This window comes from Streptomyces sp. HUAS MS02 (assembly GCF_055702265.1).
On record NZ_CM146747.1, the window covers coordinates 1,095,487 to 1,108,290 of the forward strand.

The window sequence follows — 12,804 nt, forward strand, 5'->3', positions numbered from 1 at the left end:
GCAGACGCGGCGCCTCAGGGGGTCGGGAGACCGTCAGCCTCGACGGGAGCGCGGCGCCGGGAGAGAACCCGGACGCGCGCTAACGTGCGCTACACAGTGCGCTGTTGACCCGGAGCAGATCGACGGCGCGGTCGGCGCAGAGCGGCACGCAACCGTGGCGGCGCCATGCGGCGGGCCTCGGGGTCGCGTCCATGTCCGTCACCATCGTTCTTCCGGCCCTGGGGGCCTCGTGCTCATCGGGTGGCCGTAAGTAACTCAGGCTCGGCAGGCCGCTGTCAATGTCAGTCCAGAACATGGGACGCCTGTCCGTCTGTCGATACGCCCTGGTCCGGGACGTGGGAGGCCCAGTCCAGGATCTGTACGGCCGCGCCGGCCGCCTCCAGGCCCTGACAGTGGGCGTGGTGGCGGCGGGCGATGCCGTCGAGGTCGAGGTGCGGGCCGAAGGCGGGGTGGGCGGTCAGCCGGCGCGCGTACGCCCACAGGTGCGGGTGGTCGGCGACGCGGTGCACGGCGGAGGCGTCCAGGTGCCAGCGGTGCACGGTGTCGAGCCGCACCAGAGCCACCCACAACTCGACGTCGGCGACGGAGAGCTGATCACCGAGTACATACTCCTGCCCGGCCAGCCGGGCGTCCAGGGAGCGCAGGGTGCGCAGCAGGGAGCCGAGCGCGTCACGGCGTTCGAGGTCGTCCGCGTCGGCCCGTCCGGCGCGCTGCGCCGCCCCGTCCATGCCTTGCTCGCAGAGGCGCGTGAGCCCGTCGATCTCGGTCTCCGCGCCCTCCGGGTAGAGCGTGGGGCGGTCGGCGCCGAAGCGACGCGCGAGGTCGCGCATGATGTCGGGGGCATGGGTGCTGACGATGCGTCCGGACCAGTCGTCGCTGAGCACCGGCGCCACGGCCGCTCCGGGGTAGCGGTGGGCGCTCGCCTCGTACAGCGGGCGCAGCGCGGAGTGTTCGCCGTCCGGGCCGTCGGGCACGGCGGGCAGGAGGGTCACGGGACAGACGTCCGCGAGCCCGAGGAGGCTGTGGACGACGGCGATGCGCAGGGCGCCCGGACAGGAGAGCGAGAGATGGAGCCGGTAGCGGCGCGGCACGGCGTAGTGGCCGCTGCGCGCGTCGCAGCCGATCCTGCCCCGGAAGGAGGGCAGGGGCCGCGACGACGGGACGGCGTTCAGGGCGTGGACGGGCATGGCGGACATGTGGCTCCCCGGGGGTTCTGGTGCGTGGCGGCGCGGTGGCGTGTGGTGGTGCGGTGGCGCGACGACGCGAGTAACGGCGGTGACGCGAGTACACGGACGCGCGAGCGCTGTGGCGTGCCACGTCGGCGGCCCGGCTCGGGTCGGTCAGCTCGGGTCGGTCAGCTCGGGGGGCTTCCGGCGCTGCAGACGCGCAGCAGATCGATGTGCAGGCGGGAGGTCAGCAGAAGGGACTGCCGGCGCGTGCGCGGCACACGAGTGACCACCGGCTCCAGGCGCCCCATCATTCCCTACCTGTTCACTAGGAAATACCCCACCTGGAGTGTCGATCCGCACACGCCCCGCGTCAAGAGGCTGTCCGGGAATTGGTCGCGTCGTCCGAGGGGTGGACATCCTGGGGTTTCCTCGGGTCCTCGCGGCGGGCGTGCGGGGCGTGCAGGTCGAGCTCGTAGGCGACCCGGATCAGCGGCACGTGGGTGAACGCCTGCGGGAAGTTGCCCAGTTGGCGGCGGGCACGGGGGTCGTACTCCTCGGCGAGCAGTCCGACGTCGTTGCGCAGTTCCAGCAGCCGTTCGTACAGCGCGCGGGCCTCGTCCTCCCGGCCGATCACCAGCAGGGCGTCCGCGAGCCAGAAGGAGCAGGCGAGGAAGGCGCCCTCGCCGCCGACGAGGCCGTCCGGCGAGTCGGCCACGCCCGCCGAGTAGCGGGCCACCAGCCCGTCGGAGAGGAGTTCGCGCTGCACGGCCTCGACGGTGCCGATCACCCGCGGGTCGTCCGGCGGCAGGAACCCGGTCTGTGGGATCTGCAGCAGCGCGGCGTCGAGCTCCCGGGAGCCGTACGACTGGGTGAAGGTGTTCCGCTCCGGGTCGTAGGCCCGCTCGCAGACCTCACGGTGGATGCGGTCACGGACCTCGCGCCACCTCTCCACCGGACCGGGGCGGCCGTGCGCCTCCGCCAGCCGGACCGCCCGGTCGAAGGCGACCCAGCACATCACCTTGGAGTGCGTGTAGTGGCGGGGGGCGCCGCGCATCTCCCACAGCCCCTGGTCGGGCTCGGTCCAGGCCCGCTCCAGGTGCTCCAGGAACACCGCCTGGAGCGACACCAGATGCCTGCTGGGGCGCAGCCCGCAGCCGATCGACAGATGGATCGCGTCCATCACCTCACCGGGCACGTCGAGCTGGCGCTGCCCGGCGGCGGCGTTGCCGATCCGCACCGGGCGCGACCCCTCGTAGCCCGACAGCCAGTCGGCCTCCCACTCGGTGAGCCGCCGCTCCCCCGCGATGCCGTACATGATCTGCACGTCCTCGGGCCGCCCCGCCACCGCCCGCTCCAGCCAGGCGCGCCAGGCGTCCGCCTCGGCCTTGAAACCGCTGCGCAGCAGGGCCTCCAGCGTCATGCCCGCGTCCCGCAGCCAGCAGAACCGGTAGTCCCAGTTCCGTACGCCGCCGATCTCCTCCGGCAGGGAGGTGGTCGGAGCGGCGACGATGCCGCCGGTCGGCTGGTACGTCAGGGCCTTGAGCGTGATCAGGGAGCGGGCGACGGCGTCACGGTAGGGCCCGTCGTAGGTGAGTCTGCGCAGCCAGCGGCGCCAGTACGACTCGGTGCTGCGCAGTGCCTCGAAGGGGTCCACCGGGTGTGGTGCGGACAGGTGGGAGGGGTGCCAGGTCAGCACGAAGGGGATCCGTTCGCCCGCCGCGACCGGGAACACGGCGGTGTGGGCGGTGCCGTGGCCGACCGGCCGCACGGGGGTGCGCAGCCACACCGACTCCGGTCCGGCGGTGCCCGTCAGCGCGCCGCCGCGGCGGCGCATCCAGGGCAGGACCCGGCCGTAGTCGAAGCGGAGCCGCAGGTCCATCCGCATGTCGACGGTGCCGGAGAGACCTTCGACGATGCGTACGACACTGGGGGCGCCGGTCTTGCGGCACGGCATGAAGTCGGTGACCAGGACCTGGCCGGCGGTCGTCTCCCACTCCGTCTCCAGGATCGCCGTGTCGTCCCGGTAGCGGCGGCGGGCGTAGGGGCCGTTCTCGTCGGCGGGAGCGATGCGCCAGCGTCCGTTGTCCTCGTCGCCGAGCAGGGCGGCGAAGCAGGCGGGCGAGTCGAAGCGGGGGAGGCAGAGCCAGTCGATGCTGCCGTCCTTGCCCACGAGGGCGGCGGTGAGGAGGTCGCCGATCAGGGCGTAGTCCTCGATGCGGCTGGGCTGTCCTGGCATGGGGTCAGTGTCGGGGGACCGAGGGCGCGCGGCATGCGGGGTGGGGCGTTCGAGTTCCCGCGGGTTCCCGTCGTGGCGGACTTGCGCGCGGGAGGAGTGCCGAGGGTCCAGCCAGGTACTCGGCCGGAAGGGTGACCGGGCGTGGGGCGGGCGGTGGGGGGGGTGACCGAGGGTCTTCACCTTCCGGACGGTCGCGGGCCACGCGACGGCAAGGACCGCACCCCCGCACGGCCGGAAGCTGCACACGACCCTGTTCCGAGCACCGCGCACCACGCACGGAGTCCCGCGCACCACGTCCGGAGTACCGCACACCACGGTCGAGCGCCGCGGCACGTACGGAGCACCGGCGGCACGTACGAAGCACCGACGGCTCGACCGCGACATGGGTGGACGTCCACGGAAAGGACCGGCTCTTGAACGCTTCCGCGAAAGCATCGGAGATCTCCCCCACCGAGCGGATCCGTACCCTCGCGGACATCCTCTCCGGCAGGATCACGGCGCGGGAGGCCGCGCGCCGCCACGGCCTGCCCGTGGGGGTCGTACGGCAGTGGCTGCGGGAGATCCCGGTGGCGGCGCCCACGGTCCCGACGGGTCGAACGGACCGAACGGACCGAACAGACCGGGCCGACCGAACGGACCGGCCCGACCGGGCCGACCGGGCTTCCGGTGACGACGCGGCACCGGCCCGAACGGACCGGCGGCCCCTGCCCCGCTGCCGGGTGGTCGTGGACGAGATGGTGCAGGGGCTCGGGCTCTGATCGCCGCTCCGGCCGCTACGCTCCCGGCCGTGGCCCAAGCGATGCTGGGCTTGCACTGCGAGGCCCCGGCCCACCACCGCATCCCGAAACTCCCGGCTGCCCGTACGGATGCCAGGATGCCTCCGGAAGGAGCCGGCGCTCTCCCTGGAGGCGCCGGCATCCCTGTCGGTGTCGGGTCAGCTCGTCACGCGGAAGGTGGCGTCACTGCGCCCGGTCGCGGTGGTGATCGGGTCGAGTCGCAGCTGGTAGGCGTAGTGGCGGATGTAGCGGTCGGGGTGGTTGTACGACTGGAACGACGACCAGGTGGAGTCGGCGAGCCCGGCGACCTGCCGGAAGGTCGCGTCCGCGGCGAACTGGCTGCTGCCGTCGTTGTGGACGAGCTGGAAGTCGTAGTTGAAGTGCCGCAGGAAGTAGCCGGGGTGGTTCACCGACTCGAAGGAGACGGTGCCGGTGCCGGCCAGGCCGGGCCGCAGCCGGAACTGGGAGTCCTCGACGGGGCTGACGTTCGGATCGATGCGCACGTCGAAGTTGGTGTGGTGTACGTAGCGGTCCTGGAAGTTGAACGACTGGAGCCGCTGCGCCGGGGTGTTGGGCCAGCGGGCGAGTACGCGGCTCTCCTCGGCGGCCGTGAGGTTCATGATCCAGCCGTGGCGCTTCTTGGTGCCGCCCATGTTGTAGCTGGTCGACGCCAACTGCTGGTAGGCGGCGGGGTTGGACGGGTCGGTCGTGGTGACCGGCATGTAGCCGCGGTTGGTGGCGTACTGGTCGAGGTAGAGCGCCCACTTGTTGGTGCCGTTGAACTTCATCCACATCGGGCCCTCGACCATCGACCCGGTCAGACCGATGCCGGAGAGGTCACCGAGCCTGGTCCACGTCCCGAGGATGGAGTTGCTGCCCTCCAGGGTGATCTGGCCGTCGCCGGAGGCCCGCACGTAGCGGTAGTTCCCGACACCGGCCGGAACCTCGATGATCTGGGTGTCGATGATCTCCTGGGTGCCGGGGCGGTCGATGTAGGTCTGCGGGGTGCTGATGGTGCGGAAGTCGCTGGTGCGGGCGTAGAAGATGCGGTGCTTCGTCGCACCGTTCTGGGGCACGTTCGTCGCCCAGTACAGGACGTAGTCGTTGGTGGCCGGGTTCCAGATCGCCTCCGGCGCCCACGCGTTGCGGCCGTCGGGGATCGCGCCGGCGACGTTGAGCAGCCACGGCTTCGACCAGGTGACCAGGTCGGTGGACTCCCACACGACGAGGTTGCGGCTGCCGTTGTTGATGGACTGACTCCAGGTCTGCCCACAGGCGATGCACAGGTCGGTCGCGATGATCCAGTACTTGCTGCCGTCGGGGGATCTCACCAGTGCGGGGTCGCGCACGCCCTTCGTACCGACCGTGGAGCGCAGGACCATGCCGCCGCCGTTGAGGTCGTTCCAGTGCACGCCGTCCGTGCTGTGCGAGAGGTACATCTGCTGGTTGGTCGCGCCCTCCCCGGTGAAGTGCACCATCAGGTAGCCGGGGTCGGCTGCGGCTGCCCGGTCGGGTGCGGCCAGGACTTGGCCTGTGAAGAGGAGGCAGGCGGCGACCAGTAGCGCCGGCAGCCGGGAGAGAAGCGTGCGCATGTACGTTTCCTGTCTTTCTGCGGGTGCCTTCTGCGGGTGCCCCCAGCGGGGGTGGTGCGGCGGTGTCGGTAGCGCGCTCTCGGCGTCGGCGGGACGGGCGCGGCCACCGCCCGACACGGAAGGCAGTGCTGTGCCGGCGTGCTGTTCTCGTGGGACTTCTGCTTCTGCGGTCCTTCGGCCGGGGGGACGCCTCGTAGCCGATCCTTCCGAACGACGTCAGTTGTCCGAAAAATCGAACGATGTTCGCAAGATCGGGCAGACGTTAAATGGGGGGAACTGGACGCGTCAATACTTTCGACATAGCGCTCGCCGCGCTGCTGGCGTAGGTCGCGGCCGCCGTCCTGCCCGCCGGCTCGTCCCAGCCGACGACGCGGCACGCAGGCGCCGCCCGCCTGGGTGAGGCCGGCACCCGAGCCGGTGAGGCGGAGAACGGTGTCGCGCAGGTGGCGGTCCGCGACACCTCCGCCGAGAAGTAGCGCCGCAACCATCCTGACCAGGGCCGCAGTGGTGACCGCGGCCGGCCGGGCCGCACTGTCGGTGGCCTCCAGGACGCCGAAGGCGAGGGCGATGGGCGACATGGCGCCGCCCACCAGGGAAATCGACTGCTCACTCATCGGCGGCCGGGACCCGTTGCCGGGGTATACCACCCCACAGTGCCATGTGACATAGTACTGGCGTGACCGAGCGACTGACCTGCGACGTCGTGGTGGTGGGCGCGGGAATGGTGGGCGCGGCCTGCGCCCTGTACGCGTCCCGTGCGGGTCTGGACGTCGTCGTGGTGGACCGCGGCCCGGTGGCCGGCGGCACGACCGGCGCCGGCGAGGGCAACATCCTGGTCTCCGACAAGGAACCCGGCCCCGAGCTCGAACTCGCCCTGCTGTCCAACCGCCTGTGGGCCGAGCTGGCCGCCGAGACGGGTCTGGGAAAGGCGTTCGAGTACGAGGCCAAGGGTGGGGTCGTCGTGGCGTCCGCGCCGGAGGCCCTGGCCGCGCTGGAGCGGTTCGCCGCCGGGCAACGCGCCGCCGGGGTGGCGGCGTTCACCGTCACCGACGGGCAACTGGCCGACCTGGAACCCCACTTGGCGCCCGGCCTCGCGGGCGGCATCCACTACCCCCAGGACGCCCAGGTCATGCCCACCCTGGCCGCCGCCCATCTCGTACGGGCCTCCGGGGCCCGGCTGTTCACCGGCAGAACCGTGACCGGGGTGCTGCGCACGCGGTCCGGTGCCGTGCGCGGCGTGCGGACCGACCGGGGAGACGTCCACGCCCCCGCGGTGGTGAACGCCGCCGGCACCTGGGGCGGCGAACTGGCCGCACTCGCCGGTGTGCGCCTTCCGGTCCTCCCCCGGCGCGGCTTCGTGCTGGTCACCGAACCGCTGCCGCCGATGGTGCGGCACAAGGTGTACGCCGCCGACTACGTGGCCGACGTGGCCAGCGACTCGGCGGCGCTCCAGTCCTCTCCCGTGGTGGAGGGCACGGCCGCCGGCCCCGTGCTGATCGGCGCGAGCCGCGAACGGGTCGGCTTCGACCGGTCGTTCTCGCTCCCCGTCGTACGGGCCCTGGCGGCGGGCGCCACCCGGCTGTTCCCGTTCCTGGAGGAGGTGCGCGCGATGCGGACGTACGTCGGCTTCCGGCCCTATATGCCGGACCATCTGCCCGCGATCGGGCCGGACCCGCGGGTGCCGGGCCTGTTCCACGCCTGCGGGCACGAGGGTGCCGGGATCGGGCTGGCCACCGGGACCGGGCAGCTGATCGCCCAGGCACTCGGGGGCGGGGCGCCCGAGCTGGATCTCGCCCCGTTCCGCCCGGACCGGTTCGCGGAGGACGAGGGGGACGCGGCGTGAACCCACGGGAACTGGCCCGGGCGGAACCGGGGCCCGCCTTCACCGTCACCCTCGACGGGCGTGAGCTGGAGGCACTGCCGGGCCAGACGGTCGCGGCCACGCTCTGGGCCGCCGGCGTGACGTCCTGGCGCACCACGAGGGGCGCGGGGCGACCACGCGGCGTCTTCTGCGGCATCGGTGTCTGCTTCGACTGTCTGGTCACCGTCAACGAGCGCCCCAATCAACGGGCTTGTCTGGTTCCGGTCCGGCCGGGCGACGCGATCCGCACCCAGGAGGGCACCGGCCATGAACACTGAACCGGGGCTGCCCCGGCTGGCGATCGTCGGCGCCGGCCCCGCGGGCCTCGCCGCGGCCCTGGCGGCGGCCGGTCGAGGCGTACGGGTCACCATGGTCGACGCCGGCCGGGCAGCCGGCGGCCAGTTCTACCGGCAGCCCTCGGCCGGGCTCGGCGTCCGGCGCCCGCAGGCCCTGCACCATCAGTGGCGCACCTGGCAGCGGCTGCGCGACGGCCTCGCCCGGGAGATGGCCGCCGGACGCGTCACCCACCTCCCGGACCACCATGTGTGGTGCGTGGAGCGGCGTTCCGAGGGCCCCGGGCGCTTCACCGTGCACGCGCTGCTCGGGCCCGATGGGGAGCGGCCCGTGGAGGTGCGCGCGGACGCCGTCCTGCTCGCGACCGGAAGCTACGAGAAGGTGCTGCCGTTCCCCGGCTGGACCCTGCCGGGCGTGGTCACGGCCGGGGGCGCGCAGGCCATGCTGAAGGGCACGCTCGCGGTGTCGGGCCGTACGGCAGTCGTGGCCGGGACCGGCCCCCTGCTGCTGCCGGTGGCGACCGGGCTCGCGGCGGCGGGGGTCACGGTGGCCGCGCTGGTGGAGTCCGCCGACCCCAAAGCCCTGGCACGACGGGCCGGGGCGCTCGCCGGCCGGGCGGACAAACTCGCCGAAGGGGCCGGGTACGCCGTCGAGTTGCTGCGCCACCGGGTGCGGACCCTCGTCCGGCACACCGTCGTCGAGGCGCACGGCGGTGACCGGTTGGAGGCCGTGACCGTCGCCGCGCTCGACGCCGAGGGCCGGGTCCGGCGCGGGACCGGCCGGCGCGTCCCCTGCGACACGCTCGCCGTCGGGCACGGCCTGCTGCCGCACACCGATCTCGCCGAGGCGCTCGGCTGCCGGATCGAGTCCACCGGACCACGTGTGTGGGTCGACGAGGAGCAGCGCACCGATGTGCCGGGCGTCTGGGCGGCGGGCGAGACCACCGGGATCGGCGGCGCGGCCCTCTCCCTCGCGGAGGGGCACATCGCCGGACGGTCGGCCGCCGACCGCCTCCGGGGGCGGGCGCCGGACCCGGCCGCGTGGGCGGGTGCCGCCAAGTCCCGTGCCGCACTGCGGGAGTTCTTCGCCGTGCTCGACTCCGTGTACGTCCCGCCGGCGCACTGGACGGAGCAGGTCACGGACGACACGGTCGTCTGCCGGTGCGAGGAGGTCGGCGCCGGTGCCGTCCGCGAGGCCGTCGGGGAGCTGGGCGCCGGGGACGTCCGGACGGTGAAGCTGCTCACCCGTGCCGGGATGGGCTGGTGCCAGGGCCGGATGTGCGGACCCGCCGTCGCGGGGATCGCCGGGTGCGAACCGGGCGTCGCCCGAAGGCCGTTCGCCCAGCCGGTGCCGTTGGGCGTACTGGCGCGGGCGGGCGAGAGCGGGGAGGACCCCGACGGCGACGCCCCGCCCTGAGCCCCGCGCGGCACGCGCACGCGCGGCCCCTCACCCGACGCCCCTCGTCGGACCCGACCCGACCAACGCACCATCCCCCCGCCGCACCACCACACCCAGTGATATGTCACACCTCATGGAGAGGGCATCCCACACATGGCCACCACCGAGAACCGACCCTGGCGCGGCGTCCTCGTCGCCACCGCGCTCCCCCTCCGCGACGATCTCTCCGTCGACCACGACGCGTACGCCGAGCACTGCGCCTGGCTCGTCGAGAACGGCTGTGACGGTGTCGTGCCGAACGGCTCGCTCGGCGAGTACCAGGTGCTGACGCCCGAGGAGCGCGCCAAGGTCGTCGAGACGGCCGTGGCCGCGATCGGCGGCACGCGCGTGATGCCGGGTGTCGCCGCGTACGGGTCCGCGGAGTCCCGGCGCTGGGCCGAGCAGGCGCGGGACGCGGGCTGCGCGGCGGTGATGCTGCTGCCGCCGAACGCCTACCGCGCCGACGAGCGGTCCGTGCTCGCGCACTACGCCGAGGTCGCGCAGGCCGGCGTGCCGGTCGTGGCGTACAACAACCCCATCGACACCAAGGTCGACCTCGTCCCCGAACTGCTCGCCAAGCTGCACGGCGAGGGGTACATCAAGGCCGTGAAGGAGTTCTCCGGCGATGTCCGCCGGGCCTACCAGCTCGCCGAACTCGCCCCGGAACTCGATCTGTTGATCGGCGCGGACGACGTCCTGCTGGAGCTGGCGCTGGCCGGCGCCAAGGGCTGGGTGGCCGGCTACCCGAACGCGCTGCCCGCAGCGACGGTGGAGCTGTACCACGCGGCGGTGGACGGCGACCTCGCCACCGCCAAGGACCTCTACGCGCAGTTGCACCCGTTGCTGCGCTGGGACTCCAAGGTCGAGTTCGTGCAGGCGATCAAGCTGTCGATGGACATCGTGGGCCGGCCCGGAGGACGCTGCCGTCCGCCGCGCGTGGAACTGCTGCCGGAGCAGGAGGCCGTGATCCGCGCGGCCACCGAGAAGGCCGTCGCGGCGGGACTCGCGTAACCACAGCAGAACTCGCGTAACCCACAGCAGAAAGGGAGGGCCGGTCATGCGCAGCAAACTCGTCCTGCACGCCGTCGACTCGCACACCGAGGGCATGCCCACCCGGGTGATCACCGGCGGGATCGGCACGATCCCCGGCGCGACCATGAACGAACGCCGCTTGTGGTTCCGTGAACACCGCGACGACGTCAAGCAGTTGCTGATGAACGAGCCGCGCGGGCACGCGGCGATGAGCGGCGCGATCCTCCAGCCGCCGTCCCGCCCGGACTGCGACTGGGGCGTGGTCTACATCGAGGTCTCCGGCTATCTGCCCATGTGCGGTCACGGCACGATCGGCGTGGCGACGGTGCTGGTGGAGACCGGCATGGTCGAGGTCGTCGAACCGGTCACCACCATCCGCCTGGACACCCCGGCGGGCCTCGTCGTGGCCGAGGTGGCGGTGCAGGACGGCGCGGCGCAGGCGGTCACCCTGCGGAACGTGCCGTCGTTCTCCGTCGGCCTCGACCGCAAGGCCACGCTCACCGACGGCCGGACGGTGACCTACGACCTCGCGTACGGCGGCAACTTCTACGCGATCCTGCCGCTGGAGCAGTTCGGGCTGCCCTTCGACCGCGACCGCAAGGACGACATCCTGCGGGCGGGCCTGGACCTGATGGAGGCCATCAACGCCGAGGGGGAGCCCGTGCACCCGGAGGACCCGTCGATCCACGGCGTCCACCACGTCCACCTGTACGCCCCGGGCGCCACCGCCCGGCACTCGCGGCACGCGATGGCCATCCACCCCGGCTGGTTCGACCGCTCCCCCTGTGGCACGGGCACCAGCGCGCGCATGGCGCAGCTCCACGCGCGTGGTGAACTCCCCCTGCACACCGAGTTCGTGAACGAGTCCTTCATCGGCACCCACTTCACCGGCAGACTGCTCGGCGAGACCGAGGTGGCGGGTGTGCCCGCCGTACTGCCAAGCTTCACCGGCCGCGCCTGGATCACCGGCACGGCACAGTATCTGCTCGACCCGACCGACCCGTTCCCGGCCGGGTTCGTCCTCTAGGAGAGGTGCGATGGCCCTGTCAGCCCCTGCCGCCAGCCCCGCCCTGCCGGTGCTCGGCGGCAAGAAGAGCAGCTACCGCGAGCGCGTCGCCGACGCCTTGCGGGCCGCGCTGATCGCCGGTGAGCTGCGGCCGGGCGAGGTGTACTCCGCGCCCGCGCTCGCCGGCCGCTTCGGTGTCTCGGCGACGCCGGTGCGGGAGGCCATGCTGGATCTGGCCAAGGAGGGGCTGGTCGACACCGTGCCCAACAAGGGGTTCCGGGTCACCGCCGTCACCGAGAAGCAGCTCGACGAGTACACCCATGTCCGCTCGCTCATCGAGATCCCGACCACGGCCGGCCTGGCCCGGACCGCCGACCCGGTCTCACTGGAGGCGCTGCGGCCCGCCGCCCGGGAGATCGTGGCCGCCGCGGCCGCCGGGGACCTCATCGCGTACGTCGAGGCCGACACCCGCTTCCATCTCGGTCTGCTCGCCCTCGCGGGCAACGCTCACCTCGTCGAGGTCGTGGGTGACCTGCGCAAACGCGCCCGCCTCTACGGCCTGACCGCACTCGCCGAGTCGGGCCGGCTGCTGTCCTCGGCGCAGGAGCACCTGGAACTGCTGGACGCGCTGCTCGCCCGCGACGAGGAGGCCGTACGCGCGGTGATGACCCGCCACCTCGGTCATGTGCGCGGGCTGTGGGCCGCGCACGACTGATCGTTCGCGCCTGATCGTCCGCGCCGCGCATGCGGGCGGAGCGGCCGGGGCATCTCTGACAGGTGTGATCGGAGCGACGCGCGCTTCGACTGATGTTGAAAGTATGATCGGCCAATGTCTGACATGACCGAAACCACGCCCGGCTGGCTGCCGTCCGACGAGCTCGAGTCGGCGCGCGCCCGGATGCCGATCCTGTACGTCGAGGCCGTGCCCGTGCGCGTCGACGACAGCGGCGAAGTCACCAGCATCGGGCTGCTGCTGCGCATCGGCCCGGACGGGACGGTCAGCCGTAATCTGGTCTCCGGCCGCGTGATGCACCACGAGCGGGTCCGGGACGCGCTCCTGCGTCACCTGGAGAAGGACCTCGGTCCGGTGGCGCTGCCCCGTGTCCCGTCCGCCCTCCAGCCCTTCACGATCGCGGAGTACTTCCCGACGCAGGGCATCACCCCGTTCCACGACCCGCGGCAGCACGCGGTCTCCCTCGCCTACATCGTCCCGGTGGCCGGTGACTGCCGCCCCCGGCAGGACGCGCTCGACCTGGTGTGGTTCAGCCCCCAGGACGCGGCGTCGGCCTCCGTCCAGAGCGAGATGCCGGGCGGCCAGGGCGTCCTCCTGAAGCAGGCCCTGGCGCATGTGGGCTGCCTGTCCTGACACGGATGTCCGCCTTGACGGGGCTTTCCGCCCTG

11 protein-coding genes are annotated in these 12,804 nt (G+C 72.5%); 8 read left to right on the forward strand and 3 right to left on the reverse strand.

Annotated elements, in window-relative coordinates:
- Window positions 1-281: 281 nt before the first annotated feature.
- Window positions 282-1,196 (reverse strand): glutathione S-transferase C-terminal domain-containing protein, encoded by a 915-nt coding sequence (locus ACZ9QC_RS04615; protein ID WP_472918949.1) that lies wholly within the window; start codon window positions 1,194-1,196, stop codon window positions 282-284.
- Window positions 1,197-1,539: 343 nt separating this feature from the next.
- Window positions 1,540-3,405, reverse strand: a complete 1,866-nt coding sequence (locus ACZ9QC_RS04620; RefSeq protein ID WP_472918950.1) for a glycoside hydrolase family 15 protein — start codon at window positions 3,403-3,405, stop codon at window positions 1,540-1,542.
- A 413-nt stretch (window positions 3,406-3,818) separates the two neighbouring features.
- Here ACZ9QC_RS04620 and ACZ9QC_RS04625 point away from each other — a divergent pair, with 413 nt between their 5' ends.
- A complete protein-coding gene (locus ACZ9QC_RS04625) occupies window positions 3,819-4,163 on the forward strand; it encodes a hypothetical protein (RefSeq protein ID WP_472918951.1) in 345 nt (114 codons plus the stop codon).
- Window positions 4,164-4,339: 176 nt separating this feature from the next.
- Here the strand turns inward: ACZ9QC_RS04625 and ACZ9QC_RS04630 are convergent, their stop codons facing one another.
- A complete protein-coding gene (locus ACZ9QC_RS04630) occupies window positions 4,340-5,773 on the reverse strand; it encodes a glycoside hydrolase family 43 protein (RefSeq protein ID WP_472918952.1) in 1,434 nt (477 codons plus the stop codon).
- 676 nt (window positions 5,774-6,449) lie between these two features.
- On the opposite strand from ACZ9QC_RS04630, the gene ACZ9QC_RS04635 reads away from it, so the two are divergent.
- From ACZ9QC_RS04635 to ACZ9QC_RS04665, 7 genes are all read left to right on the forward strand, one after another.
- Window positions 6,450-7,616 (forward strand): NAD(P)/FAD-dependent oxidoreductase, encoded by a 1,167-nt coding sequence (locus ACZ9QC_RS04635; protein ID WP_472918953.1) that lies wholly within the window; start codon window positions 6,450-6,452, stop codon window positions 7,614-7,616.
- On the forward strand, window positions 7,613-7,912 hold the full coding sequence (locus tag ACZ9QC_RS04640; protein ID WP_472918954.1) for a (2Fe-2S)-binding protein: 300 nt from the start codon (window positions 7,613-7,615) through the stop codon (window positions 7,910-7,912). Before ACZ9QC_RS04635 ends, ACZ9QC_RS04640 begins: the two co-directional genes overlap by 4 nt.
- Window positions 7,902-9,344 (forward strand): FAD/NAD(P)-dependent oxidoreductase, encoded by a 1,443-nt coding sequence (locus ACZ9QC_RS04645; RefSeq protein WP_472918955.1) that lies wholly within the window; start codon window positions 7,902-7,904, stop codon window positions 9,342-9,344. Before ACZ9QC_RS04640 ends, ACZ9QC_RS04645 begins: the two co-directional genes overlap by 11 nt.
- A 135-nt stretch (window positions 9,345-9,479) precedes the next feature.
- Window positions 9,480-10,376, forward strand: a complete 897-nt coding sequence (locus ACZ9QC_RS04650; RefSeq protein ID WP_472918956.1) for a dihydrodipicolinate synthase family protein — start codon at window positions 9,480-9,482, stop codon at window positions 10,374-10,376.
- Between the two features lie 46 nt (window positions 10,377-10,422).
- Window positions 10,423-11,424: a proline racemase family protein gene (locus tag ACZ9QC_RS04655; protein ID WP_472918957.1), complete on the forward strand. Its 1,002-nt coding sequence runs from the start codon at window positions 10,423-10,425 to the stop codon at window positions 11,422-11,424.
- Between the two features lie 10 nt (window positions 11,425-11,434).
- Window positions 11,435-12,118, forward strand: coding sequence for a GntR family transcriptional regulator (locus tag ACZ9QC_RS04660; RefSeq protein ID WP_472918958.1), 684 nt, complete (start codon window positions 11,435-11,437; stop codon window positions 12,116-12,118).
- Window positions 12,119-12,241: 123 nt separating this feature from the next.
- On the forward strand, window positions 12,242-12,769 hold the full coding sequence (locus tag ACZ9QC_RS04665) for an NUDIX hydrolase family protein (protein WP_184902079.1): 528 nt from the start codon (window positions 12,242-12,244) through the stop codon (window positions 12,767-12,769).
- Window positions 12,770-12,804 lie beyond the last annotated feature (35 nt).

Bases quoted from the DNA above. Each gene is read 5' to 3' on its own strand.
- ACZ9QC_RS04615 (WP_472918949.1), bottom strand. From the start codon at position 1,196: ATGTCCGCCATGCCCGTCCACGCCCTGAACGCCGTCCCGTCGTCGCGG.
- ACZ9QC_RS04620 (WP_472918950.1), bottom strand. From the start codon at position 3,405: ATGCCAGGACAGCCCAGCCGCATCGAGGACTACGCCCTGATCGGCGAC.
- ACZ9QC_RS04630 (WP_472918952.1), bottom strand. From the start codon at position 5,773: ATGCGCACGCTTCTCTCCCGGCTGCCGGCGCTACTGGTCGCCGCCTGC.
- ACZ9QC_RS04645 (WP_472918955.1), top strand. From the start codon at position 7,902: ATGAACACTGAACCGGGGCTGCCCCGGCTGGCGATCGTCGGCGCCGGC.
- ACZ9QC_RS04650 (WP_472918956.1), top strand. From the start codon at position 9,480: ATGGCCACCACCGAGAACCGACCCTGGCGCGGCGTCCTCGTCGCCACC.
- ACZ9QC_RS04655 (WP_472918957.1), top strand. From the start codon at position 10,423: ATGCGCAGCAAACTCGTCCTGCACGCCGTCGACTCGCACACCGAGGGC.
- ACZ9QC_RS04660 (WP_472918958.1), top strand. From the start codon at position 11,435: ATGGCCCTGTCAGCCCCTGCCGCCAGCCCCGCCCTGCCGGTGCTCGGC.
- ACZ9QC_RS04665 (WP_184902079.1), top strand. From the start codon at position 12,242: ATGACCGAAACCACGCCCGGCTGGCTGCCGTCCGACGAGCTCGAGTCG.